Below are 24,135 nucleotides of genomic sequence, written 5' to 3'. Positions count from 1 at the left end.
GATCAGAGTCCCCGCCTGATCAGAGTCCCCGCCTGATCAGAGTCCCCGCCTGACCCGCCTCCGCGCCACGTCGGGATCCAACGCAGAACCCCAAGCAAGCCCCCGCCCGACACCACCCGCACACATCACCTGACCCCATTCCCGGGGCCGGCGTCCGACGTCGCGCCCGGGTCCTTCCCGCACACCCTCTGGGCCCTGCGCCCAGCACGAGAAAGCAGCTTCAGAACCATGACTCATCCACGCCTCAGGATTCTCTCCGGCGCAGTCCTCGCCACCGCAGCGCTGGGCCTGACCAGCTGCGGACTGGTGGAGGACGACTCCACGATCAGCATCGTGGTCACCGAATCCGCGCCCTTCCAGGAACCCGCCGAGATCGCCGCAGAGCTGCTCGAAGAGCAGGGCTACGAACTCGACATCACGTACATGACCGACATCGTCCAGCCCAACCAGGTGGTCAACCAGGGCGAGTACGAGGGCAACTACTTCCAGCACCTGGCCTACCTGAACAACTTCAACGCCTCGAACGACACCGCGGTGCAGCCGCTGTTCTCGGTCTACTACGCCCCCGCGGGACTGTTCTCCTTGGAGTATGACTCCCTGGAGGAGCTCCCCGACGGCGCTGAGATCAACCTGCCGGTAGACCCCTCCAACAACGGCCGGGCGCTGCAGCTGCTCGCGGACGAGGGCCTGATCGAGGTCGACGAGAGCGTCTCGATCATTGACCTGACCCAGAACGACATCACGGAGAACCCCCGGGACTTCCAGTTCGTGGAGACCGACCAGCAGTCCGCCGCACAGGTGCTGCCCGATGTGGACGCCGGCTTCGCCTTCGTCCGACTGATCGCCGAGGCCGACCTCGACGTGGAGGAGACGGCGCTGAGCATCGAGGACGGTCGCGAGGAGGTGCGCACCCCGTTCACCTGCGTGGTCGCCGTCGGCCCCGAGGGGGTCAGCGATGAACAGGCCCAGGCGCTGCAGGACGCATTCCAGTCCGAAGAGGTCGAACAGTGGTTCGAGGACTACCAGGGCGGGGTCATCGACTTCGAGGACTTCATCACCATCGACAATGCCGAAGAGATCTGGACGGACTTCAGCGCATGAGCACCTCCAGCGCCCCCACACTCTCCCGGCGTCGAGTATTGAGCGGTTCACTGGGCATGGCCGCTCTGCTCGGCGTCGGGAGCCTCACCTCCGGCTGCGGGCTGGTGGACCGGATCGGCGGTGACCGCACGCTGCGCCTTGTGGTCACCGAGAATGCTCCCTTCCAAGAGCCGACCCGGATCGCACAGCGCATCCTTGAATCCGAGGGCTGGGAGTTCGACGCCACCTACGTCACCGACATCATCCAGCCCAACCACGCGGTGAACAACGGCGAGTACGACGTCAACTTCTTCCAGAACATCAGCTACCTGCGCCAGTTCAACGCAGACAACGACTTGGACATCGAACCGATCTTCTTCATGTTCGAGCAGCCCTCCGGGATCTACTCGGAGCAGTACGACTCACTTGAGGAGCTCCCCGACGGGGCTCAGGTCGCCCTGCCGGTGGACACTGCGAACAACGGACGTGGGATCCGGCTGCTGGCCCGCGGCGGCCTGATCGAGATCGACGAGTCCAAACCTGTCGCCGCGCTGAGCGTGGATGACATCACCGCCAACCCCAAGGACCTGCAGTTCATCGAGGTGGACCAGCAGTCGGTGGGCCAGATCTATTCCGACGTCGACGCCGTCTTCGGCTTCGCCCGGCTGCTGGCCGAGATCGATGTGCTGCCCGAGGAGGTGCTGATCATGGAATCTGCCGAGGAGGCGCTGCCGTTCGCGCTCGCGGTCTGCGCGCGCCCGGGCTTCCGCGAGGAGCAGCCCGAGCGCTATCAGGCGCTGAAGTCGGCCTACCATTCGCAGCCGGTGCGCCGGTGGTACGGGGACTACCTCGACGGTCTGCTCACCCCGGCCTTTGACCGAGACATCGACGCCGCATGGGAGCAGGTGAACGCCTCATGAGCTGCGCAATCCCTGAGGAGCTTCTCACCCGGATCCGGGAGGGGGCCGTCAAGCGTGAGCTGGATCGGATCCTGCCCTTCGAACAGGTCGGCTGGCTCGACGCCGCCGGCTTCGGCGCCCTGCGCGTCCCGGCCGAGTTCGGCGGCGCGGATCTCAGCGTCGAGGAGCTGATCCGCGAGGTGATCGCGCTTGCCGAGGCGGACTCCAACGTCGCACACCTCTACCGCGGTCACTTCGGCTTCGTGGAGTCGCTGCGCTTCCAGCCCGCGGCGATCCGTGAGCTCTGGTATGCCCGGGTGCTCAGCGGCAGCACCGTGGGCAACGCCTCCACCGAGCGGGGTGGGAATGCGCTGGGCAGCCTGAACACCCGACTGGAATCCGGCCCGACCGGGGCGGCTCTGCTGACCGGGGAGAAGCACTACTCCACCGGGACGATCTTCTCCACCTACACCCGCGTCTCGGCCGCCCAAGCAGGGCAGGGGGAGGGACGTCGGTTCGCGGTGGTGCCCACCGACGCCCCCGGGGTCACGCTGCTCGATGACTGGGACGGCTTCGGGCAGAAGCTCACCGGCACCGGGACCACGCTGCTGGAGTCGGTGGCCGTGGAGGACCTTGCGGTCCTCCAGCGCAGCCCCGGCGACCACGAGTCCGTCCATGAGGCCGCGTTCTTCCAGCTCTATCTGCTCGCCGTCCAGGCTGGCATCGCCAAGGCCGCCCTGGCCGACGCGACCTCCACGCTGGCGCGGCGCACCCGCACCTTCAACACCTCCACCGCCGGACAGGCCTTCCGGCAGGATCCGCTGATCCAGCAGGTGGTCGGGACGATGTCCTCGAAGGCCTTCGTGGCCGAGGCTGCGGTGCTCGAAGCGGCCCGCGCCGTGGACCGGGCGCTGATCGCGGGCCTGCAGGCCGGCACCGGTGACCCTGGCTTCAGCGCTCCGGCGCCGCGCGAGATCCACGACGCAGAGATCGCCGTGGAGAAGGCCCAGATCAGCGTGCCGGACCTGGTGCTGGCCGTGACCTTGGAGCTGTTTCAGACCGCCGGTGCCTCCGCCACGGTCCGCACCAAGGCGCTGGACCGGCATTGGCGCAACGCGCAGACCATCGCCACGCATAACCCGATCGTCTTCCGTGCCCGCTCGCTCGGGGACCATGAGATCAACGGCACCCTGCCTCGGGGGCTCAACGCCATCGGCGAGGCCAAGGAGAAGTCATGACCATCCATTTCAACGCCTTCGACATGGTGGTCCCGGTGCATCAGTCTCCAGGACTCTGGCGGCACCCGGACTCCCGCATCGAGGAGTTCGACACCCTCGAGTACTGGACCGAGCTGGCCCGGACCGTGGAGCGCGCCGGATTCTCCTCGCTGTTCCTCGCGGACATCCCGGGGGTCTACGACGTCTACGGCGGCACCGCCGAGGCTGCCGCGAGGGGTGGCGTGCAGTTCCCGCTGCTGGACCCTCAGGTCATGGTGCCGGCCCTGGCTGCGGCGACGACGCACCTCGGCTTCGGGCTGACCGCCTCGGTCACCTATGAGGCCCCCTACGCACTGGCTCGGCGCCTGGCCACACTGGACCACCTCACCCGCGGACGGATCGCGTGGAACATCGTGACCAGCTACCAGGAGTCCGCAGCGCGAAACCTCGGACTCAGCGGGCAGATCCCGCATGATGAGCGCTACGACCGTGCCGATGAGTACCTCGAGGTGATGTACAAGCTCTTCGAGCACTCCCACGAGGCGGGTTCGGTGCTGGCGGACAAGTCCACCGGGGTCTTCGTGGACCCGGAGAAGGTGCACCCGATCAGCCACCGCGGGGAGTGGTTCGATGTGCCGGGGGAGATGCTGACCCACCCGGGCCCCCAGCGCACACCGCTGCTCTTCCAGGCGGGCTCCTCGGCGCGCGGTCAGAAGTTCGCGGTGGACCACGCGGAGGCGATCTTCGTCATCAGCTCCTCACCGCAGCGACTGGCGCACCAGGTCGCCGACACCCGGGGGAAGCTGCTCGAGGCCGGCCGGGATCCCGAGTCGGTCCGGTTCTTCGCGATGGCGACGATCCTCGTGGCCGAGACCCAGGACCTGGCGCAGGCACGACTGGCGGAATACCGGGACTACGTGGACACCGCCTCGGCGCTCACGCTCTTCGGCGGGTGGACCGGAGTCGACCTCTCAGGCCTGGCCGAGGACGACGTCGTCAGCGATGTGCAGACCGAGGCCAATCAGTCCGCGCTGGCGATGTTCACCAAGGACCCCGCCAAGCGCTGGACGGTCCGCGATGTCGCGGAGTTCATCTCCATCGGCGGACGCGGGCCGCTGATCGTGGGAGATCCGGTGCAGGTGGTCGATGAGCTGGTCCGCTTCCAGGAACTCTCCGGAGTGGACGGGTTCAACATCTCGGCGGCGGTCCGGCCCGCAGACTTCGAGCGCTTCGAGACCTTCGTGACCCCCGAGCTGCGGCGCCGCGGACTGCTGCCGGAGCGCCCCCAGACACCGGTGACCCTTCGCGAGGCGCTGTTGGAGGAAGGCCCGCATCTGCGCGCAGATCATCCCGCGCGCCGCTGCAGCGCAGGAGCTCAGCGCGAGGCGCGCAGCAGGATCTCATCGGCGATCGCGCCGGCCACGTCCCGGGACTCGCCGTAAGCAGGCATGTGCGCTGGCCTGATGTCGGCGTCGGGGAGCACCGTGAGCACGAGCGCGTCCTCGGCGGACTCCAGGTCCGGGACCAGAAGGTCCACGGCGGCGGCGTAGAGCCCCGGCACGGCCATCACGGCTTCCGCGGCGAGCTCATGCAGGGCATCGGGGAGCATCCCGGTGACATCGATGGTCAGCCCGCCGGAGGCCAGCTCCGCAGAGTCCTGCAGCTGCATCAGGCTGCCTTCTGCGGGCACCTGCTCCGGATCGAAGCCCCGGTCCCGCAGCCGCGACTGCACCGTGCTGGTTGCGACATCGGTGCTGGTTGAGGCACCGGTGCTGGTTGAGACACCCCTGCTGGTTGAGACATCGGTGCCGGCGGGGACGTCCGTGCCGGTGGGAGCATGCACAGGGCCGGGCACCGCCGAATCGGCCAGCAGCGCGTGCCGAGAGCGCACCCCGGCGTCGTGGAGGATCAGCTGAGCCAGGGTTGAGCGGCCATCACCGAGCACGGTGGCCGGTACTCGCAGCAGAGAGCAGCAGACCCGGTCGCCGACGACGAAGGCCCGGACCCTGCTGGGGCCCGATGCCTCGCCTGGCGCCCGGCGGGCAGCGGCCGCGTCCTCGGCGGGCAGCGGCAGCTCCTGGATCTCAAGGTGCCGGCGCAGCAGCTGCGCGTCTGCGGTGATGCGCCGGGCATGCGCGCTCACCAAAGTGGTCACCACCGAATCCATTCCGCCGACGACCACCCCGCCGAAGACGAACACCTGGCTGCTCTCCCCGACTGGTCGCAGGGTGACCCGTCGCCGGCGCAGCGCTCGCCGGAGCAGCTGATCGTGACGCGGAGCCTCGGGGTACTCGTTCAGCGATCCCGAGCCCAAGGTCTCGGCGATCAGGCGGGCGGCGAAGGTCTCAAGCGGCATAGGTCTCAGGATATAGGTCGGCCGTGGGCCCGCCCCATTCCAGGGCTGGTCCCACGGCCGGTGCGGCGTGTGCGCGAAGAGTCAGGCGGATCCAGCGGGCTTGGTGGAGGACCCGGCGCTGCCTGAGGAGGCGGAGGAGCCCGAGGTGCCGTTGGAAGACTCGCGGGCCTTCTTATCCGCGGCGTCGGCCTGCTTCTCGACCTTCTCGGCTGCCTGATCGACCAGCTTCTCAGCCCCGCTGCCGGCCTTCTTCACGGCGTCCTCGGCCAGTGCGGCGGCCTCCACGGCCTTGTCGGTGACCGGTGACGCGGCGTCGTTGGCCTGCTTCTTGACCGAGTCGGTGACGGTGGAGACGTACTGCTTGGCGGTCTCTCCTGCCTTGGTGACCGTCTCCTGGACCTTGGGGTCCTTCCAGGTCTCGGCGGCGCTCTTCTTCACGGCGTTGAGGCTCCGTTCGAATTCTGCCTTGCCGCGCTTGCTGCCGATGATGTAGCCGATGGCAACGCCGGCGCCCAGTGTGAACAGTCGCATGGTCAACTCCGTTCTGACGGTGGATGAGTCTCTCGTGTGGCACGAGTCCCTCTAGAACTTAGTCTGCTTTGCCGGCCGATGTCACGGCCATGACCCCTGATCGGGCCTGATTCCACCACGGGCTGACCCCTGCGGGGCTCAACAGCGCCGGATGGCTTCTCGTCGATGGCGCCCGGATGAGGCGGATCCCTGGTCTCTGCGGTTCAGGTGGTATCTGCGGCTCAGGTGAGCACTGCGGTGCGCGGGTCCAGCTGATCCACTGCGCCGGGCACGGGCTGCGCCGGGTCGTGGCCGAGCTCCACGATGCGGTTCTCGGTGTCCACGTGGACCACCTGGGGCTGATGCGCGGAGAGCTCGATGGCGTCCACGACCACGTAGGAGATCAGGATGACCAGATCCCCGGGATGCACCAGGTGCGCGGCGGCGCCGTTGATGCCGATGACTCTGGAGCCGCGTGGTCCGGCGATGGTGTAGGTCTCCAGGCGCGCTCCGTTGGTGATGTCGACCACCTGGACCTTCTCGCCCTCCACGATTCCGGCGGCGTCGAGCAGCTCGGCATCCACGGTGATGGATCCGACATAGTGCAGGTCCGCGTGGGTCACGGTGGCGCGGTGGATCTTTCCGCCCATGACGGTCCTCAGCATGTTCGGCTCACTTTCGAAGAAGGTCGGGTGCTCATCACGTGCTTCATTATCCAGCGTCCGCAGCAGGACCGGTATTCCCGGATGCCGCTCGCCGGCTGGTCAGCGCCGTGACCGCTCGGCTGCCGACCTCGACCAGGCCGCAGCCCAGGATGCTGGCGACGAAGGCGGCCGCCAGCAGCTCGGCGGAGGGCATCGCGAAGAGGTGATACTGCTGGGAGATCGGGACCAGCAGCACCGCGCCCAGCAGCAGGTACATCATCGCGATCAGCGCGATTCGAGGCAAGGTCAGCGGGCGCAGGGCGACGTTGAGCACCCAGAGTCCCACCGCGGTCAGGCACAGCGTCGCCGCCGTCTGGATGGCTGCGGAGGGTTCCTGCAGGTAGCGGCCGAATGCGCTGACCGTGACCACTGCGAGCACGATCGCGATCGCCGTCGGAACGGAGAAGAGCATCGAGCGGCGCAGGAACCCGGGGCGGTAGCGTCGCGGATTGGGCATCAGCGCCAGGAAGAAGGCGGGGAAGCCGATCATCAGGAAGTCCACGGTGGAGAACTGCCGGGGCAGGAAGGGGAACTCCCAGAAGAGCAGCCCATAGATGAGCCCGAGCAGGATCGCGTAGGCAGTCTTGGACAGGAACAGATGCGCCACCCGCTCGGTGTTCGCAATGACCTTGCGGCCCTGCTCCAGCACCGAGGGGAGCCGGTCGAAGCGCCCGTCCAGCAGCACCATCCGGGAGACCGCCTTGGTGGCAGGTGCGCCGTCGCCCATGGCGATCCCCAGGTCTGCCTTCTTCATGGCCAGCGCGTCGTTGACCCCGTCCCCGGTCATCGCGACCACGTGCCCGGCGGCCTTCAGCGCCTCCACCATGGTGCGCTTCTGCTCCGGGGAGACCCGGCCGAACACGCCATGGTGCTCCAGGACCTCGCGCAGCGCCGCAGGATCCTCGGGCAGCGTCGAGGCGTCCACGGCGTCGCCCTCCACGACCATCCCCACCTCACGGGCCACGGCGGCCGCGGTCTTGGGGGAGTCTCCGGAGATCACCTTCAGGGCGATGTTCTGCTCCCGGAAGTACTCCAACGTGGCGTGCGCCTCGGGGCGGACGTTCTCTTTGAAGGTCAGCAGCGCCACCGGGACCATGGCCTCGGGGAGTCGGTGCCCGCGCCCCAGCGGACCGGTCCCTTCTGCCGGCAGGGGAGCTTCCAGCGGGGCGTGGGCCAGCAGCATCGTGCGCAGCCCCTGGCTGGAGAGCTCATCGGTGCGGCGCAGCAGCGCCTCGGTCTGCACCTGGGCGTCGGTGGCCTCGCCACGCAGGATCTCCGGGGCGCCGAGCACCCAGTGCCCGGCAAGACCGCCGGCGTCCTGGGCGAAGCTGACCGCGGAGAAGCGTCGAGCCGAGGAGAACTGGACCTGGCTGGCCGCTCGGTGCCGGGGCAGCGCGGTATACGGTGCGCGCAGCGCCGCCGCAGTGGCATTGGCGCGCTCGTCGGCACCGAAGAACGCCAACACCTGTTCCCATTCCTCGGTGCCCTCCAGCGCGGTGGACCGGGGGTCCCGACGCCGGACCGCGGGGAGTCCCTGCGGGCTCAGCGCGGTGGCGCCGTGGAAGGCGATGGTGCCATCGGTGAGGGTGCCGGTCTTGTCCAGGCAGACCACGTCCACGCGGGCCAGGATCTCCACGGCCGGCTGTTCCTGCAGCAGCACGTTCTCCTTGGAGAGACTCACCGCGGCCACGGCGAAGGCGATGGTGGTCATCAGCGCCAGCCCCTGCGGGATCATCGCGGTCACCGAGGAGACCGAGGTGAGGACGGCGTCGCGCCACTGCCCGGTGTCCCAGGCGCTGCCCCAGCCGCCGAAGGCCTGCATCTGCCCGTTGAGCACCACCGCAACGATGGGCAGCAGCACCAGCGAGAGCCAGAAGGCGATCCTCTCCATGGCTCGGCGCAGCTCGGAGTTGATCTTCTGGTACTGCTTGGCCTCGGTGGCCAGCTTCACCGCATGGGCCCGTTCGCCGACCGCGGTCACCCGGAACCGTCCGGAGCCGGCGACGACGGCGGTCCCGGAAAGCAGGCGGTCATCGCGGCGTTTGGCCACGGCGTCGGATTCCCCGGTGAGCATGGATTCGTCCACGTCGAGTCCCTCGGAGCGCAGCACCGCACCATCGGCGGGGACCTCATCGCCGCGGCGCAGCTCGACGACGTCGTCCAACACGATCTGCTCCCGGTGGACCTCCAGGAGCATGCCGTCGCGCAGCACCCGGACCTGGTCCTGATGCAGCAGCGCGATCGCATCGAGTTTGCGCTTGGCGCTGTACTCCTGGAAGAGCCCGATGAAGACGTTGGCCACCGCGGCGACGGCGAAGAGCAGGTCGAGCCAGCGTCCCAGCACGATGATGGCCAGCGCGCAGATCCCGATGATCAGGTTGAACAGCGTCATCAGGTGGGTGCGCAGAATATCGGTGACCGAGCGCGAGGTGGTCCGCGGCTGGACGTTGTCCAGTCCCAGCCGGTGCCGCTCCAGCACCTGGACCGAGCTCAGCCCATCGGCTTCAAGAACCTCGGGGTCCACGGCAGACCGGGTCTCCGCTGCGTCGCGGATCGCAGTCTTCTGGGCAGCCACAGGGGGAGAGTCTACCGGTGGGTCAATCGGATCCGGAGACCGCGACGATCAGCTCCTCGCCGCTGGCACCGACTTCGACGTCAAGCGCGAAGTTCACCTGGTGGCTCTCCTGAAGGCTCGCCCCGTCGTGGAAGTGCCGCGAGTCGAACCGGATCGTGGCCTGCATCTCGGTCCCCGTGATCTGCCATCCCTGATCGTCGAAGTCGAGGGTGAGCTCCTCGGGGTCCGGCATCTGCCAGCTGATCGACTCTGTGGCCACCTGATTGGGGGTGTTGATGCCCATGGGGCAGCCGGCGGGCATCAGCACCTGCTGCTCCGCGCAGGAGGCCAGATAGGCCTGGACCTCCTCGTGGAGCAGCTCTTGGGCAGCCTCGGAGGCCTCCAGCTCCAGCTCGATCTGATGTGTCCGGCTCTCGCCCTGCTCGGCGGCGTCCTGGACCACCACATACCGGCTGCTCCCGACCAGCCATTCGCTCTCCACGGCGGTCTCCACCACGGCCGGGACATAGCTGCGCAGCGTCGCGGAGTCCTCCTGAAGGTTCACCGGTTCCCCGTTGACGGTGATCGCAGCGATGCCGCCCGCCGCGGCGCCGGGCACGTCGATCTGCATCTGGGTCATCGCGGCCGCGCTGAGCTCCCAGTCATCGAAGACTCCCAGCGTGCTCTGCCTCACCGTCATCGGCAGCTGGGTCTCGAAGCTCTCGCCCGCGGCGTCGAACTGCATCAGCGCACGTCCCTGATGCTCGAGGTCCTCGCCGAATCGGGCGTTCTCGATCCCGGCGGTGCTGCGCGCGAGCGGCTCACCGTCGAGCAGCAGGCTGTCCACGTCCTCGTCCTGCGTCGCCTCCAGCACGGAGGGGTCGAAGAAGCCCAGGGCCTCGGAGCCGCTGCCCCGGGTGATGGAGTCCCAGTACTCTTCGGCGGTCTGGCCCGGCGTGTAGATCCGTTCGCTGACCTGCCAGATGGCGACCCCTCCGGCGATCAGCGCCATCACCAGTGCGGCGGACCAGGCCACCAGCAGTCCGCGGTGCGCGGATGGACGTCCCGGAGCCTCCGGCGGGGGAGGCGGGGCGGAGTGATGGGCCTGCGACATGGGTTCAGCGTAGCAACGACCGGTGTGGCATCCCGAGCCTCGGGACGCTGCGCTCAGCCCAGCAGGGCGGCGACGAGCACCACGGTGGGAATCGCCGCGATGGTGGTCAGCAGCACGGTGTCGCGGGCGATGACCTCACCGGCCTGGTAGCGCACGGCGGTGACCAGCACGTTCTGCGCCGTGGGCAGCGCTGCCATGACCACCGCGACGAGCACCTGGTGGTCGTCGAGGCCGAAGACGACCGCGGCCAGCAGCCAGGCCAGGACCGGGTGCAGGATGAGTTTCAGTCCCGCCGCGAGGAACACGTCACGACGCCGGCCTGTGGCCTTGTCCAGGGGGCGGCTGCCCACCAGGGAGAGGCCGAAGGCCAGCAGCATCAGCGGGATCGAGGCTCCGGCGAGGAGTTCGATGGCTTCCTGCACCGGGGTGGGGAAGCTCAGTTGCTGCCAGGAGAAGAGCAGGCCCAGTGTGGCTCCGATGATCATCGGGTTCACCGCCGACTGTCCCAGACTGCGCAGCACGGAGATCCGTGGGTGCGGGCGGACCTTCGGCATGGAACCCTGGTCGCGGGTCAGCAGGTCCAGCGCGGTGACGTAGATCGGGGTGTAGATCGCCAGCTGGAACATGATGATCGGCGCGGCCAGCGCCACATCACCGAGCACATAGGCCGCGATCGGGAATCCGAGGTTCGCGCCGTTGACCAGGGACCCGCTCATGCCGCCGATCATCAGGTCGGAGCCGGGCCGCGACTTCAGCAGCAGGAACCGTCCGATCAGCACGAAGGCCAGCAAGGTGCTCAGCGCGCCGAGGGTGGCGATCAGGAACTGCGGTCCCAGCACCGCGCGCAACGAGGATTCGGAGATGGTGACGAAGAGCAGGCAGGGCGAGGCCACGAAGAACGCGACCCGGCTCAGCGCCACCCGTGCGTCGGGACCCAGGACCCCGAACCTGCCGATGATCCAGCCGACCGCGATGATCAGCCAGATGATGGTGAAGCCGGAGAGGACCGCGCCCATGACACTCCTCCCCGTCTTCGCAGCAGATTCAGCTCAACACTCTAGCCCCGGTGGGGCCCCGGGCCTGCCGCTGCGACGCGCGGATCAGCTCATGACTGGGCTTCGGCGTCCTCGGCGGGGCTGATGAAGTCGGTGCGGATCCGCTCCACGCCTTCTGCGGAGATCTGGAAGCCATGCTCCTGGCCGGCGTCGATCATCACGCCGGCTCCGGTGATGGACTGCACGATGGCGACCCCGGGGGCCTCCACGGCGTGCGGGGCGTGCTCCTTGTAGTCATCCGGGATGTTCTCGGTGGTGCTGAACAGCGCGATCAGCGGGTTGCCCTCGTTGTCCTGCAGGGTGAGCGGGTTCACCGAACCGGTCTCGTCGTTGACCTCCTCGGGGCTGAGGAAGAAGACGCTGCTGGTCAGGAAGGTCCGGATGATCTCTCCGGCCTGGGCCTTGCCGTCCTTGCCTTCGATCAGGACCTGCTCGAGGGTGGCGGCGGAGCCGGTCGGCACATCGGTGGCGGTGGTCTGCTCGGGCTGAGTTTCAGGAGTCTCGGTCATGTCTCTACGCGATCACGGACGCGCGCAGAATGCAATGCGAGCGGGCCCGTCTGATCCTCCAGCACCGGGGAGCTGGGGTATTTTGGGCGGGTGCTGCTATCTGATCGAGACATCCGAGCCGAGATCGACGCCGAGCGGATCACCCTGGACCCGCTGGAGCTCTCGATGATCCAACCCTCCAGCGTCGATGTGCGCCTGGAGCGCATGTTCCGGCTCTTCGACAACCACAAATACGCCCATATCGACCCGGCCGCAGACCAGCCGGAGCTGACCCGGCTGGTGGAGGTGGACCCGGAGGAGCCCTTCATCCTGCATCCCGGGGAGTTCGTGCTCGGTGCCACCTATGAGTCGGTGACCCTCCCCGACGACGTCGCAGCACGCCTTGAGGGGAAGAGCTCACTGGGTCGACTGGGGCTGCTCACCCATTCCACGGCGGGCTTCATCGACCCCGGCTTCTCCGGGCAGGTCACGCTGGAGCTCTCCAACATGGCCACGCTGCCGATCAAGCTGTGGCCGGGCTCGAAGATCGGGCAGCTCTGCTTCTTCCGGCTGACCTCCCCGGCCGAGTACGGCTACGGGGCCGGGGTGCACCAGTCGCGCTACCAGGGACAGCGTGGCCCCACCGCCTCACGCAGCCACGCGAACTTCCACCGCACGATCATCCGCTGATCCGCTGACCCGGGTCAGCTGCGGCTGAGCACCCGGTGCTCGCGCATCTTTGCCGGCCCGGTGGGATTGTGCACCAGCGCCAGGGTGGCCAGCCCGATGCTCAGGATCACCACCACCCCGAGGATGATCGCCTTGTCGCTGCCGCCGGCGCTGAAGAGCAGCAGCGCGATCAGTCCGGGGGTCAGGAAGGACACGCTGCGTCCCGCCGTGGCGTAGAGGCCGAAGAGCTCTCCGGCCCGGCTGGGCGGGGCCAGCCGGGCGAGGAAGGCCCGGGAGGATGACTGCGCCGGCCCGACGAACACGCACAGCATCAGCCCGAAGACCCAGAAGGCTCCGGTCGGGGTGATCACGAACCCGCCCAGGCTGCGCTCGACGTCGAGGAAGTACAGCAGACCGGCGGTCAGGATCAGCGCGATCACGCAGGTGGCGATCACCCGACGCGGACCGACCCGGTCATCGAACCAGCCGCCGATGAACGCCCCCAGCGCCGCCGCCACATTCCCGGCGATGCCGAAGAGCAGGATGTCTGAGGTGGTGAATCCGAAGACGGTGACGCCGAGGATCGCGCCGTAGGTGAACACCGCGGAGAGCCCGTCGCGGTAGATCGCCGAGGACACCAGGAACCAGAAGGTGTTCCGGTCCTCGCGCCAGAGCCCGAGGATCAGTCCCAGGAGTCGGCGGTAGGACTCCAGGATGCTGACCCGCTCCTGGACGACCTCCTGGTCTGCGGTCTTCAGCGGGGTCAGCAGCAGCGGCAGCGAGAAGATCAGGAACCAGGCGGCGGCCACCAGCGCCACGGCCCGGACATTGACCATCTCGTCCTCGCCGAGGCCGAACAGGTGCGGCGGCTCCCCAGCGACCAGTCCGAAGTACACGATGGCCAAGATCACGATGCCACCCAGATAGCCCGAGCCCCAGCCGACCCCCGAGACCCGACCCATCCGCGGGGAGTCCGCGATGTCGGTGATCATCGAGTTGTAGTTCAGGTTCGCGAACTCGTCGAAGAGCGTCATCGTGGCCATCAGCGTCACCCCGAGGACCAGGTAGGCCTGATCCGGCTTCACGAAGAAGCATGCGGCGACCAGCGCCACGACGATCAGCGTGTTGAGGGCGAGCCAGCGTCGTCGTTGCCCGCCGTTGTCCGCGCGCTGCCCGATCACCGGGGCGGTGAGCGCGATGATCAGCCCGGCGATGGTGTTCGCCGTGGTCAGGTACTGCGTGCCCTGACCCCCGGGCCCCACCGCGTCGGCGATGTAGGTGCCGAAGACGAAGGTCACCATGACCGCGCTGACTGTGGCGTTGCCCCAGCTCCACAGGCTCCAGACCGCGATCAGCCGCTTCTTCAACGGCTCCAGGACAGCGGCCGCGGCGGGCTCAGTGGTGCTCATTGCGGCATAGTAACCCTGGTTTGTTAACATAGAGAGGATTGCCGCCGCAGAACCTTGTTTTCAGGGACTCGCAGTCGGGCGCGCGAGGAGTTGATGACTGGAGAGGAGCGGGGTACGTGATCATTTGGATGCTGACGGCGCTGTTCGCGCTTAGCGTCCTGACCCCATTCCTCTTCCACCGCTTCGGCCGCCGCACCTTCTTCTTCCTCGCCGCGGTCCTGGGTGCAGCCACGATCCTGATCCTCGGCTACATCCCCACGGTGCTCGAGGCAGACCAGGCGGCCGGCATCGGCGCGCCGAATGCTCCCCCGGCCGAAGTCATCGAGTGGATCCCGCAGTTCGGCGTGGAACTGGCCTTCCGCATGGACGCCCTCGCGCTGGCCATGTCGGTGCTGATCCTCGGCGTGGGCGCCCTGGTGATGCTCTACTGCGCGCGCTACTTCTCCGCCACGGAGCGCGCCGCCGGCCCGTTCGCGGCGCAGCTCTTCGCCTTCGCCGCCTCGATGCTCGGCCTGGTGCTCTCCGATGACCTGGTGATGCTCTTCGTGTTCTGGGAGCTCACCACGATCCTGTCCTTCCTGCTGATCGGCTTCTCGGCACACCGGATCTATGCCCGCCGCTCCGCCATCCAGGCACTCCTGGTGACCACCTTCGGCGGCCTGGCGATGCTGGTGGGACTGCTCTGGCTGGGTCAGCTGACCGGTAGCTACCGGCTCTCCGAGATCCTCGCCGCCGCCCCGGAATTGGTCTCCGACCCGACGACGGCGACCGCCGTGGACATCGCAGTGGCCCTCGTCCTGCTGGGCGCCCTCTCCAAATCAGCCCTGGTGCCGTTCCACTTCTGGCTGCCCGCCGCGATGGCGGCACCGACCCCGGTCTCCGCCTACCTGCATGCCGCCGCCATGGTCAAGGCCGGGGTCTACCTGGTGGCCCGCTTCGCTCCGGGCTTCTCCGAGACCAGCTACTGGCTGCCGCTGGTGCTGGGCCTGGGGCTGCTGACCATGCTGGTCGGGGCCTGGCGGGCGCTGCGCCAGACGGACATCAAGCTGGTGCTGGCCTATGGCACGGTCTCTCAGCTGGGCTTCCTGATCATGGTCAACGGGCTGGGCACCGAAGACGCGGCGCTCGCCGGACTGGCCATGCTGCTGGCCCACGGGCTGTTCAAGGCGGCGCTGTTCATGGTGGTCGGGATCATCGACCACCAGTCCGGGACTCGTGATCTGCGCCGCCTCTCCGGGCTGGCGCGGACCCAGCGGCCGCTGTTCATCGTCGCGCTGATCAGCACCGCGTCTATGGCAGGGCTCCCTCCGCTCTTCGGCTTCGTGGCCAAAGAGGTTGTCTTCGAGTCGTTCTTCAGCTACGCCGAGATCACCGCCGCCGGCTCGGTGCTGCCCTGGGGCTGGCTGGTGCTGATCGGGGTCGTGCTGGGCTCGGCGCTGACCGTGGCGTACTCCGCCCGCTTCCTCTGGGGAGCCTTCGCGACGAAGCGGGAGCCCTCCGGTGCGACGGTGCCGCCGACCGTCTTCAAGGGTCCGGTGCCCCTCGTCTTCCTGGCTGCCCCGATGATTCTCGCCAGCGCCACACTGGTCCTCGCCCTTCTCCCGCAGCCGGTGCAGGCGCTGGTCGAACCGTTCTCCACGCTGTTCGACCCGGTGGCTCCGGAGGTCGAGCCGACCTACCTCGCGCTCTGGCACGGACTGACCCCGGTGCTGGGGCTCTCCGTGCTGACCTGGGTCCTGGGCTATCTGCTCTTCCGTGCCCGGGAGCCCTTCGCCCGGTGGCAGGCCAAGGTGTCCCCGGTGTTCGACGCCGAGCGCGGCTACCGCGCCACCGTGCGTGGAGTGGACATGCTCTCCTCCTGGGTCACGGCCCGCACCCAGCGCGGCGCGCTGGGCTGGTACCTGTTCATCATCCTGGCCGTGGCGACCCTGGTGCCGCTCTCGGTGGTCATCTTCGGCGCCCCCGGTGGGTCCGGGGTCACCGACCGTTGGGCGCTGGATTCCTACATCATCGCGGAGCAGCCGCTGCAGGTGGTCCTGGCGCTGGTCATCCTCGCCGGAGCCAGCGGCGCGATCTGGGCGCCGAAGCGTTTCATGGCGGTGCTGATGGTCTCGCTGTGCGGCTGGGGGATCGCCGGGATCTTCGCGCTGCAGGGTGCCCCAGACCTGGCCCTGACCCTGCTGCTGGTGGAGTCGATCGTCCTGGTGGTCTTCGTGCTCGCGCTGCGCAGCCTGCCGGCCGGGATCTGGACCCAGAGCCCCACCCGGTTCAAGTTCGGCCGGGCCGCTCTGGGCGTCGGCTTCGGTCTGGTCATGATGGCCGTGGCGGTGATGTCGATGAACGCCCGCACCGCGGAACCGGTCTCGGTGGAGTACCCCTGGATGGCCTACGAGGTCGGGCAGGGTGCGAACATCGTCAACGTCACCCTGGTGGACCTGCGCGTCTGGGACACCTTCGGTGAGATCACCGTGCTCGCCGCCGCGGCCACCGGCGTCGCCTCGCTGATCTTCGTCAAGCGCCGTGATGTGCAGCGCCGCGAGCTCCACGAGGTGCCCAGCGGCTCCGTCGGGCGGGTGCTCTCGGACAAGGCGCTCTCCCCGCGTCAGGTCCGCGAAATCAAGGTGGCCCGCTCCTTCGCCACCGTGGCGCGGGAGGCGTGGCTGGTGGCCGGGCGCACCGTGGCCCCGGAGCATCGCAGCATCGTCTTCGAGGTGATCACTCGACTGATGTTCCACGGGATCATCATGATCTCGCTCTACCTGCTGCTGGCCGGGCACAACCTGCCCGGCGGCGGGTTCGCCGGCGGACTGCTCGCGGGACTGGCCTTCGTGCTGCGCTACCTGGCGGGTGGACGCTACGAGCTGGAGGCTGCGATCCCGTTCTCCGCCGGCGCCCTGATGGGCTGGGGCCTGGCGATCGCCTGCTTCACCGGACTGGCCCCGCTGATCGCCGGTGGACAGGCCTTCCAGTCCTTCGACTTCTACCTCACGCTCCCGATCCTCGGCGAGCACCACTTCGTCTCCGCGATCCTCTTCGACGTCGGGGTCTACCTGGTCGTGATCGGCCTGATCGTGGACATCCTGCGCAGCCTGGGCTCGGAGATCGATGTGCGCAGCGAACGTGAAGGTCAGCGTGCGTCCACCACCGCCCACGGCATCCACGGCGAGACCTCCGCGGGGGTGGCACGATGACCATCAACCTGACGCTGCTGGTGCTCATGGGCGCGCTCTTCGCCATCGGCATCTACCTGCTCCTGGAACGTTCCCTGACCCGGGTGCTGCTGGGGATCATCCTGATCTCCAACGGGGTGAACCTGCTGCTGCTGCACACCGCCGGCCGCGCCGGCCTGGCCCCGATCTACGATCCTGAGATCGCCGCCGAGGAATACCTCGACCCGCTGCCTCAGGCGCTGCTGCTCACCGCCATCGTGATCGCCTTCGCCCTGGTCAGCATCATGCTGGCGCTGATCTACCGGTCCTGGGTGTTGGCGCGTCAGGACGAGCTCGCCGATGACGAGGAGGACCGGCGCATCGCCTCCTACGCCAACGTCCACGACGTGGAGGAGGACGCCGAGCTGGCCACCGAGACCACCGAGTTCACCGACGAGACCGATGCCGCGGGCCGACAGCTGCTCAACCCGCGCCGCGGATCAGACGCCGCCGAGGCCACCGAGACCACGGGGGCCACAAGAGCCGCAGGGGCCATCAGAACCACGCAGGCCACTGAGGCCAGCGACACCACGGAGGCCAGCAACACCACTGAGGCCAGCAACACCACTGAGGTCAGCGACACCACGGAGGCCGCCGATGCGACCGATGCGGTGCGCGACGCCGGGACGCACCCTGATCAGCTCGATGTCACCCTCGGCGCCGGACGCGCCGACGGCCCGCCGCGGAAGGCCGCTGTCGAGCCCGACGCCGATCCCACCGAGGACGCCGACCCCACCGAGGACCCTGAGGCCGGCGGGGCCCCTCCTGAGACCCAGGCCACCGATCCCCATGATGGCCCGGACCCGAGCGAAGGAGGTCAGCGCTGATGAACGCCGAGCTGCTCAGCTTCACACCCCTGGCCGTGCTGGTCCCGTTCTTCGGCGCCGGATTCGCCTTCGCCTTCTACCGCAGCAAGTCTGCCCAGCGCGCGATCACCATCGGAGCGCTGGTGATCACTGTGATCCTGGAGATCACGCTGCTCAGCCAGGTCTGGAACGGCGGTGCCCACGCCATCCACCTGGCCGGCTGGCCCGCACCGTTCGGCATCGTGATGGTCATCGACCGGTTCGCGGCGCTGATGCTGCTGGTCTCTTCGATCATCACCCTGTGCGTGCTGCTCTACGCGGTGGGCCAGGGCGCCGCGGAGGAGAAGGACGACTCCGGTCCGGTCTCGATCTTCTATCCCACCTATCTGATCCTGGTCGCCGGGGTCTCGAACGCCTTCCTCGCCGGTGACCTGTTCAACCTCTATGTGGGCTTCGAGATCTTCCTGACCGCCTCCTATGTGCTGCTGACCCTGGGCGGAGGTGAGTCTCGGATCCGCGCGGGCGTGACCTATGTGGTGGTCTCGATCGTCTCCTCGATGCTGTTCCTGATCACCATCGGGATGATCTACGCCGCCACCGGCACCGTGAACTTGGCCGATCTGGCGCTGAAGCTGGGCGATCTCGACCCGAGCATGCAGCTGACCCTGCACGTGATGCTGCTGGTGGCCTTCGGCATCAAGGCGGCAGTCTTCCCGCTGGCTTTCTGGCTGCCGGACTCCTACCCCACGGCTCCGGCTCCGGTCACCGCGGTGTTCGCCGGCCTGCTCACCAAGGTGGGCATCTATGCGATCATCCGCACCGAGACGCTGCTCTTCCCGGGGGAGCGGATCAACACGGCGCTGATGATCGTCGCGGCGCTGACCATGATCGTGGGCATCCTCGGGGCCCTGGCCCAGGCGGACATCAAGCGGATGCTCTCCTTCACCTTGATCAGCCACATCGGCTATCTGGTCTTCGGACTGGCGCTGAGCTCGATCATCGGGATGGCCGCGACCATCTACTACGTGGCTCACCACATCACCATCCAGACCACCTTGTTCCTGGTCACGGGGCTGATCGAACGCCGCTCGGGGACCTCGAACGTGCTGCGCCTGGGCGGGCTGGCGAAGATCTCGCCGGTGCTGGGGCTGCTGTTCTTCATCCCGGCGATGAACCTGGCCGGGATTCCGCCGTTCTCCGGATTCGTCGGCAAGCTGGGCATGATGCAGGGCGGGATCGCGGAGAACACCTGGATCACCTGGACGCTGGTGATCGCCTCGGTGGTGACCTCGCTGCTGACCCTGATGGCGGTGGCCAGGATCTGGACCCGCGGCTTCTGGCGCAAGCCTGAGGACGCCGACGAGACCCCGGAGCGTCAGCTGATGTCCAAGACGCTGGCCCACTCGCGTGCCGCGAACAAGCGTTTCCTGCCGATGTCCATGGTGGCGCCCACGGCGGCGCTGGTGGCGCTGTCGCTGGCCTTCACCGTCTTCGCCGGACCCCTGATGGACTTCTCGCGGGCCGCCGCCCAGGACATGTATGAGCGCACCCCGTACCTGGAGGCGGTCTTCGGACCCGAGCGCACCGAGGGCGTCCGCGATGAGCTTCAGGACTACGCCGCCACCTTCCTGATCGACTATGAGCTCGACGACGACGGCGCCGCCGAGCACGCCCCCGTGGAGACCTCGCTGCAGCCCGATGACGAAGAGGCCGAGGTTGTCCCGGAGATCACAGACGAGGATGATCAGTGATGAAGAGACCTAAGACGCCGCTGAAGCTGGAGCTGCCGCTGATCGCGTTCCTCGGCTTCTTCTGGATGGCCATCTGGCAGGACTTCACCCTTGGGACGCTGATCATCGGTGTGGTCTATGCCACGATCATCGTGCGGGTGTTCTATCTGCCCCCGCTGCGCGGCAGCGGACGGCTCAACCCGCTGTGGGGTCTGGTGTTCACCGTGCGCTTCCTGATGAAGATGGTCGCGGCCTCCTTCCAGGTGTCCTGGATCGCGATCGTCGTCGGGCCCAGGGTGAAGAACTCGATCATCTCCGTGCAGCTGCGCAGCCACGATGACCTGATCGTCACCCTCACCGGGCACGCCCTGGCCCTGGTGCCAGGCTCGTTGGTCCTCGACGTGGACCGGACGACGGCGACGCTCTACCTCCACGCCTTGGACGTGAACTCTGACGAGGACGCCGAGAAGATCCGCCAGGACGCGCTGAAGACCGAGGCGCTGCTCATCCTGACCTGCGGGAACCGCTCGGATGTGGCGGTGGTCAAGGCGGAGAAGCGACTGGGCAGGATGTCCGGCTTCTCCAAGACCGAGCGCGACACCCCGTTCATCCACCGCGGAGATGCTCCGCGCGCGGCTGACCGGGATGCCGAACGCTCCACCTGGGACTCCGCCGCGACCCAGACCCCCGGCGGCCCCGTCCCGTCCGAGCGGACCACGATCGAGGAGGTGGAGCACTGATGCTGGAGATCGCGGTGCCCATCACCCAGGTCCTGCTCGCCGTGGGCGCCCTCGGCAGCGTCTACCGGGTCTATAAGGGCCCCTCCGTGCTGGACCGGGTGATCAGTCTGGACGTCATGCTCATCATCGTGGCCTCGATGATGATCCTGGACATGGTGGTCAACGACCACCAGGACTTCATCATGTTCGTCGTGATCACCGCCGTGATCGGGTTCCTCGGCGCCGTGGCCATCGCCCGCTACGTGGTCGTGCGCTCTCCGGAGGAGGTGGCGAGCCAGACTCCTGAGCAGGACCCATACCCTGCCCCGCCGGTCGCGCCGGCCATCCCGGGTGTCGCCGCGGAGAACGAACCGGAGGCCCCCCATGATCCGGTGAGCACGCCTCGGATGCCCGGCCTGGCAGCCGAGGAGGGCGAGGACGAGTCCACCTCGTGGTTCTCCGCGCTGACCCGCTCCGGGTTCACTCCGCGCCGGCACGATGATCCGACCCCTCCTGCGCGCACCTCGGGCGAGGCCGAGTCCGGTGCTGATCCAGCCTCGGGCCGGACCCCAGGCAGGTCTTCGACCCAGGAGGGGCACGATGCTTGACGCTCTCGACACGGACCTGATCCTCGACGCCGTGGCCTCGGTCCTGCTGCTCATCGGCGGTCTGATGTCCCTGGCCGCGGGCGTCGGGCTGGTCCGGCTGCCTGACCTGCACTCGCGGATGCACGCCGCCACCAAACCGCAGGTGCTCGGCCTGCTGTCCCTGTTGCTGGCCGCCGCCATCACCTGGCGATCCTGGGAGTGGGTGGCGATCGTGCTGCTGGCCTGGGGGCTGCAGCTGCTCACCGCTCCGGTCAGCGCGCATGTGGTGGGCCGCTCCGGCTACCGCACCAAACACATGCGCCGGGACCTGCTCACCCACGACGAGCTCGCCAGCGCAGTGGAGCGGATCAGCCGGGACATCCCACCCTCCCGCGGCTGAGCCGCCGGTTCACCGAGGACCGGCGAGGGTCCGCCGCAGGCAGGTCGGCGCAGGCAGGTCGGCGCAGGCAGGTCGGCGCAGGCAGGTCGGCGCAGGCAGGTCAGCGCAGGCGGGGCGGCTCAGGTCCAGACCAGGTTCCAGGTGCCGCTGAGGATCGCCGCGCCCACGGCCAGCGCCCCGATCGCGGCGCCGCCGAGGATCACCGGGGCATCGGCCAGGCTGAATCGTGCCGGACGAGCCCAGCTGCGCGCTCCGGCGCCGAACCCGCGAGACTCCATGGTCACTGCGAGCCGGGTGGCCAGTCGGATGGCCTGGACCAGCAGCCCGAACCCCTGCGAGGCCGTGCTGCGCATGCGCCGGAAGAGACCTCCCTGCGCGGTGACTCCGCGGGCCCGTCGGGCGTGCCCGAGAGTGGTCCAATGCTCGGCGAGAAGCCCCAGCAGCCGCATCGCCGCCAGCGCCCCGAGCACGAATCGAGCCGGCAGTCGCAGCTGCTGCGCCAGGGAGTCCGCGAGGTCTGTCGGGTCTGTGGTGGAGAAGACGATCACCGAGGGCAGCACGATCGCGAAGGCGCGCGCCCCCAGTGCAAGCCCCAGGGCGATCGATCCCTCGCTGATCGTGGTGAACCCGAGATCAGCGACCACCGGCCCGGACTCCTCAGAGGCGATCGCAGTGCCCCAGGCCGCCACCAGCGCGCCGAGAGCAAAGGGCCAGATCCGCCGCAGGAAGCCCGCCGGTCGGATCCCGGCCAGCGGCAGCAGCGCGAGGCTGGCCAGGATGACGACGCCGGAGCTGACCACATCGATGGTCATCACCAGTGCCGCAGTGATCAGGAAGACCGCCAGAAGCTTCGCCAGCGCGTTGCGCCGCCCCAGCCAGGACAGCGAGCGCTGCGCCCCGAAGAGCTCCCCACCGGGGGCCTCGGAACGCGGAGGGTCTGCCGGCCCGCCCGAGTCAGGGGCCTGGATGTTCAGCTCTCTGGCGTCGACCCCGCGCAGGAAGGCCGCATCATGGGTGACTGCCAACACCGTCCCCCCGGAGTCGAGATGCTCGCGCAGCAGCAAGATCAGCTCGGCGAAGGTGCGGGCATCCTGACCGAAGGTGGGCTCATCGAGCATCAGCACCTCCGGTCCCGCCGAGAGCACCGTGCCGACCGAGAGTCGCCGCTTCTCCCCGCCGGAAAGGGTGAACGGGTTGGCCTCGGCGAGCTCGGTGAGTCCCAGCCTCTCCAGCAGCTCAGCGACCCGCTCCTGGACCTGCTGCTCGGAGAAGAGCCGATCCGTGCCGCCGGGCACCCGTGCCTGCTCGGCCCCCAGGGCGAGCTCCTCGCGCACGGTGCTGCGCACGAACTGGTGCTCCGGCTCCTGGAAGACCACCCCGATCCGGGCGATCAGCTCCGCCGAGCGCCACTGGTGCGGGTCCGTGGTGCCCAGCGCACCGGGTCCGCTGCCGGTGAGTTCCGTCGTGGCGGAGACACCGCCGGCATGCGCTGGGAGCAGGCCCGCCAGGGTGAGCAGCAGCGTGGACTTTCCCGCGCCGTTCGCGCCGGTGATGCCCACGCTCTGACCCCGGCGGATCACCAGGTCGAGATCCGTCAACGTCGGTGGAGCGGGGTGCGCCCGCCGCCAGCCGGCCTTGGGGGAGTGGCGCCCGACCGCGAGCCCCTGAGCCAGCAGCAGCGGCTCGCCCTTCTCTGCGGCGCTCGGCTCAGCTCGATGCTCCATGCCGGGTGCTGCGTCGTGCTGACCTGCGCCGTCGTGGTGGTCGCGGGATCCCTGCCGCCACGGGGGCAGCCCCTGCAGCGGGTCCCGGCCGGGCACCCAGAGCCCCATCTCGCCCAGCTCCTCGCGCAGCGGCGCATCGGTGAAGATGTCACCGGCGCGTCGTCGTCCTCGGATGCCGCCTCCGGTCTCCAGGATGAGCAGGGTGTCCATATGCTCCGCCCAGACCTCGAGCCGATGCTCCACCAGGATCACCGTGGCTCCGGTGGCGGCAGCGGCGGCGAGCACCGCGTCACGGACCTGCCGCACACCCTCGGGATCCAGGTTCGCAGTGGGTTCATCCAGCAGCAGCAGACCTGGACGCATGGCCAGGATCCCGGCCAGGGCCAGCCGCTGCTTCTGGCCCCCGGAGAGCTTCGCACTGGGATGATCCAGTCCGAGCTCCTGCAGGCCGACATCGCTGAGCGCGGCCTGGACCCGCTGCCAGATCTGCTCCCTGGGCACCGAGAGGTTCTCGGCGGCGAAGGCCACGTCGTCGCCGAGCCGGGAGAGCACGACCTGAGACTCCGGGTCCTGCTGCATCAGGCCGGCCCTGCCTCGGGCCTTCTCGGGAGGGACCCCGTCGAGCAGGAGCGTACCGTGGGCCTCAGCCTCCTCGTCGTGGAGCACCCCGGCCAGCGCGTGGAGCAGCGTGGACTTCCCAGCACCCGAGGGTCCGGCCAGAAGCACCTTCTCGCCTGGCTGGATGCGCAGGTCCAGGTCCTTCACCGCGGGATGCGGGCGTTCGGAATGCGTCCAGGACCAACGCTGCGCGGTGACGGCCACCCCGCGTTCCCGGTGCCCCGGGGATGTCGCCGTCAGCCCCGGTGCAGCCTCGGGGGCCGGGTGGTCACGTACAGGGTGGTCAC

General features: G+C 68.4%; 20 protein-coding genes. 11 read left to right on the top strand and 9 right to left on the bottom strand.

Annotated features, from left to right (window positions below; translation table 11 throughout):
* Nucleotides 1-228: 228 nt before the first annotated feature.
* From HNR24_RS08635 to HNR24_RS08620, 4 genes are read left to right on the top strand one after another with little or no spacing between them, the layout of a single operon-like run.
* The gene (locus tag HNR24_RS08635; RefSeq protein WP_058888097.1) at nt 229-1,101 is read left to right on the top strand and encodes a MetQ/NlpA family ABC transporter substrate-binding protein; all 873 of its coding nucleotides are present in this window, start codon (nt 229-231) and stop codon (nt 1,099-1,101) included.
* Nucleotides 1,098-2,000, top strand: coding sequence for a MetQ/NlpA family ABC transporter substrate-binding protein (locus HNR24_RS08630; RefSeq protein ID WP_182495583.1), 903 nt, complete (start codon nt 1,098-1,100; stop codon nt 1,998-2,000). Before HNR24_RS08635 ends, HNR24_RS08630 begins: the two co-directional genes overlap by 4 nt.
* A complete protein-coding gene (locus HNR24_RS08625) occupies nt 1,997-3,217 on the top strand; it encodes an acyl-CoA dehydrogenase family protein (protein WP_259392432.1) in 1,221 nt (406 codons plus the stop codon). The genes HNR24_RS08630 and HNR24_RS08625 overlap by 4 nt, the downstream gene beginning before the upstream one ends.
* Nucleotides 3,214-4,638 carry an LLM class flavin-dependent oxidoreductase gene (locus HNR24_RS08620; protein WP_182495581.1) on the top strand — a complete coding sequence of 475 codons (1,425 nt, stop codon included), beginning with the start codon at nt 3,214-3,216 and terminating at the stop codon, nt 4,636-4,638. Before HNR24_RS08625 ends, HNR24_RS08620 begins: the two co-directional genes overlap by 4 nt.
* Here HNR24_RS08620 and HNR24_RS08615 read toward each other — a convergent pair.
* The 7 genes from HNR24_RS08615 to HNR24_RS08585 all read right to left on the bottom strand — a co-directional run bounded on the left by HNR24_RS08615 (nt 4,572) and on the right by HNR24_RS08585 (nt 11,998).
* A complete protein-coding gene (locus tag HNR24_RS08615; RefSeq protein WP_182495580.1) occupies nt 4,572-5,552 on the bottom strand; it encodes a hypothetical protein in 981 nt (326 codons plus the stop codon). The two genes, HNR24_RS08620 and HNR24_RS08615, sit on opposite strands and share 67 nt — an antisense overlap.
* Before the next feature lie 81 nt (nt 5,553-5,633).
* Entirely contained in the window at nt 5,634-6,083 is a 450-nt protein-coding gene (locus tag HNR24_RS08610; protein ID WP_182495579.1) for a hypothetical protein, read from the bottom strand.
* A gap of 221 nt (nt 6,084-6,304) precedes the next feature.
* The gene (gene panD, locus HNR24_RS08605) at nt 6,305-6,727 is read right to left on the bottom strand and encodes an aspartate 1-decarboxylase (RefSeq protein ID WP_058888103.1); all 423 of its coding nucleotides are present in this window, start codon (nt 6,725-6,727) and stop codon (nt 6,305-6,307) included.
* A gap of 46 nt (nt 6,728-6,773) precedes the next feature.
* Nucleotides 6,774-9,341, bottom strand: coding sequence for an HAD-IC family P-type ATPase (locus HNR24_RS08600; protein ID WP_083504692.1), 2,568 nt, complete (start codon nt 9,339-9,341; stop codon nt 6,774-6,776).
* 22 nt (nt 9,342-9,363) lie between these two features.
* Nucleotides 9,364-10,434, bottom strand: a complete 1,071-nt coding sequence (locus HNR24_RS08595) for a hypothetical protein (protein WP_058888104.1) — start codon at nt 10,432-10,434, stop codon at nt 9,364-9,366.
* Between the two features lie 53 nt (nt 10,435-10,487).
* The gene (locus HNR24_RS08590; protein WP_182495578.1) at nt 10,488-11,450 is read right to left on the bottom strand and encodes an AEC family transporter; all 963 of its coding nucleotides are present in this window, start codon (nt 11,448-11,450) and stop codon (nt 10,488-10,490) included.
* 89 nt (nt 11,451-11,539) lie between these two features.
* Nucleotides 11,540-11,998 carry an SseB family protein gene (locus tag HNR24_RS08585; RefSeq protein ID WP_058888106.1) on the bottom strand — a complete coding sequence of 153 codons (459 nt, stop codon included), beginning with the start codon at nt 11,996-11,998 and terminating at the stop codon, nt 11,540-11,542.
* Nucleotides 11,999-12,088: 90 nt separating this feature from the next.
* On the opposite strand from HNR24_RS08585, the gene dcd reads away from it, so the two are divergent.
* Nucleotides 12,089-12,667, top strand: a complete 579-nt coding sequence (gene dcd / locus HNR24_RS08580; protein WP_058888107.1) for a dCTP deaminase — start codon at nt 12,089-12,091, stop codon at nt 12,665-12,667.
* Between the two features lie 14 nt (nt 12,668-12,681).
* Here dcd and HNR24_RS08575 read toward each other — a convergent pair whose 3' ends face one another.
* Complete coding sequence (locus HNR24_RS08575) at nt 12,682-14,055, bottom strand: MFS transporter (protein WP_220477194.1); 1,374 nt, start codon at nt 14,053-14,055, stop codon at nt 12,682-12,684.
* Nucleotides 14,056-14,174: 119 nt separating this feature from the next.
* On the opposite strand from HNR24_RS08575, the gene HNR24_RS08570 reads away from it, so the two are divergent.
* Genes HNR24_RS08570 through mnhG form a run of 6 tightly spaced genes read left to right on the top strand, consistent with a single transcriptional unit; the run spans nt 14,175 to nt 21,506 of the window.
* Nucleotides 14,175-17,246, top strand: a complete 3,072-nt coding sequence (locus HNR24_RS08570; protein WP_182496141.1) for a Na+/H+ antiporter subunit A — start codon at nt 14,175-14,177, stop codon at nt 17,244-17,246.
* Nucleotides 17,243-18,091, top strand: a complete 849-nt coding sequence (locus HNR24_RS08565; protein WP_182495576.1) for a Na(+)/H(+) antiporter subunit C — start codon at nt 17,243-17,245, stop codon at nt 18,089-18,091. The genes HNR24_RS08570 and HNR24_RS08565 overlap by 4 nt, the downstream gene beginning before the upstream one ends.
* A complete protein-coding gene (locus tag HNR24_RS08560) occupies nt 18,091-19,821 on the top strand; it encodes a Na+/H+ antiporter subunit D (RefSeq protein ID WP_179441559.1) in 1,731 nt (576 codons plus the stop codon). Before HNR24_RS08565 ends, HNR24_RS08560 begins: the two co-directional genes overlap by 1 nt.
* Nucleotides 19,821-20,540, top strand: coding sequence for a Na+/H+ antiporter subunit E (locus HNR24_RS08555; RefSeq protein WP_182495575.1), 720 nt, complete (start codon nt 19,821-19,823; stop codon nt 20,538-20,540). The genes HNR24_RS08560 and HNR24_RS08555 overlap by 1 nt, the downstream gene beginning before the upstream one ends.
* Entirely contained in the window at nt 20,540-21,127 is a 588-nt protein-coding gene (locus tag HNR24_RS08550) for an MrpF/PhaF family protein (protein WP_182495574.1), read from the top strand. The genes HNR24_RS08555 and HNR24_RS08550 overlap by 1 nt, the downstream gene beginning before the upstream one ends.
* Complete coding sequence (gene mnhG / locus HNR24_RS08545; protein ID WP_058888109.1) at nt 21,120-21,506, top strand: monovalent cation/H(+) antiporter subunit G; 387 nt, start codon at nt 21,120-21,122, stop codon at nt 21,504-21,506. Before HNR24_RS08550 ends, mnhG begins: the two co-directional genes overlap by 8 nt.
* 119 nt (nt 21,507-21,625) lie before the next feature.
* Here the strand turns inward: mnhG and HNR24_RS08540 are convergent, their stop codons facing one another.
* Complete coding sequence (locus tag HNR24_RS08540; RefSeq protein WP_182496140.1) at nt 21,626-24,088, bottom strand: ATP-binding cassette domain-containing protein; 2,463 nt, start codon at nt 24,086-24,088, stop codon at nt 21,626-21,628.
* Between the last annotated feature and the right edge of the window lie 47 nt (nt 24,089-24,135).

The organism is Nesterenkonia sandarakina (genome assembly GCF_014138825.1).
Lineage (GTDB): Bacteria > Actinomycetota > Actinomycetes > Actinomycetales > Micrococcaceae > Nesterenkonia > Nesterenkonia sandarakina.
Note: the sequence above shows the minus strand (reverse complement) of the source record. Positions and strands in the feature narration are given on the sequence as shown.

Coding starts and splice junctions, on each gene's coding strand:
- mnhG (WP_058888109.1), top strand. CDS start 21,120: ATGCTTGACGCTCTCGACACGGACCTGATCCTCGACGCCGTGGCCTCG.
- HNR24_RS08575 (WP_220477194.1), bottom strand. CDS start 14,055: ATGAGCACCACTGAGCCCGCCGCGGCCGCTGTCCTGGAGCCGTTGAAG.
- HNR24_RS08550 (WP_182495574.1), top strand. CDS start 20,540: ATGCTGGAGATCGCGGTGCCCATCACCCAGGTCCTGCTCGCCGTGGGC.
- HNR24_RS08620 (WP_182495581.1), top strand. CDS start 3,214: ATGACCATCCATTTCAACGCCTTCGACATGGTGGTCCCGGTGCATCAG.
- HNR24_RS08615 (WP_182495580.1), bottom strand. CDS start 5,552: ATGCCGCTTGAGACCTTCGCCGCCCGCCTGATCGCCGAGACCTTGGGC.
- HNR24_RS08625 (WP_259392432.1), top strand. CDS start 1,997: ATGAGCTGCGCAATCCCTGAGGAGCTTCTCACCCGGATCCGGGAGGGG.
- HNR24_RS08630 (WP_182495583.1), top strand. CDS start 1,098: ATGAGCACCTCCAGCGCCCCCACACTCTCCCGGCGTCGAGTATTGAGC.
- HNR24_RS08610 (WP_182495579.1), bottom strand. CDS start 6,083: ATGCGACTGTTCACACTGGGCGCCGGCGTTGCCATCGGCTACATCATC.
- panD (WP_058888103.1), bottom strand. CDS start 6,727: ATGCTGAGGACCGTCATGGGCGGAAAGATCCACCGCGCCACCGTGACC.
- HNR24_RS08555 (WP_182495575.1), top strand. CDS start 19,821: ATGAAGAGACCTAAGACGCCGCTGAAGCTGGAGCTGCCGCTGATCGCG.
- HNR24_RS08560 (WP_179441559.1), top strand. CDS start 18,091: ATGAACGCCGAGCTGCTCAGCTTCACACCCCTGGCCGTGCTGGTCCCG.
- HNR24_RS08595 (WP_058888104.1), bottom strand. CDS start 10,434: ATGTCGCAGGCCCATCACTCCGCCCCGCCTCCCCCGCCGGAGGCTCCG.
- HNR24_RS08590 (WP_182495578.1), bottom strand. CDS start 11,450: ATGGGCGCGGTCCTCTCCGGCTTCACCATCATCTGGCTGATCATCGCG.
- HNR24_RS08585 (WP_058888106.1), bottom strand. CDS start 11,998: ATGACCGAGACTCCTGAAACTCAGCCCGAGCAGACCACCGCCACCGAT.
- HNR24_RS08565 (WP_182495576.1), top strand. CDS start 17,243: ATGACCATCAACCTGACGCTGCTGGTGCTCATGGGCGCGCTCTTCGCC.
- HNR24_RS08635 (WP_058888097.1), top strand. CDS start 229: ATGACTCATCCACGCCTCAGGATTCTCTCCGGCGCAGTCCTCGCCACC.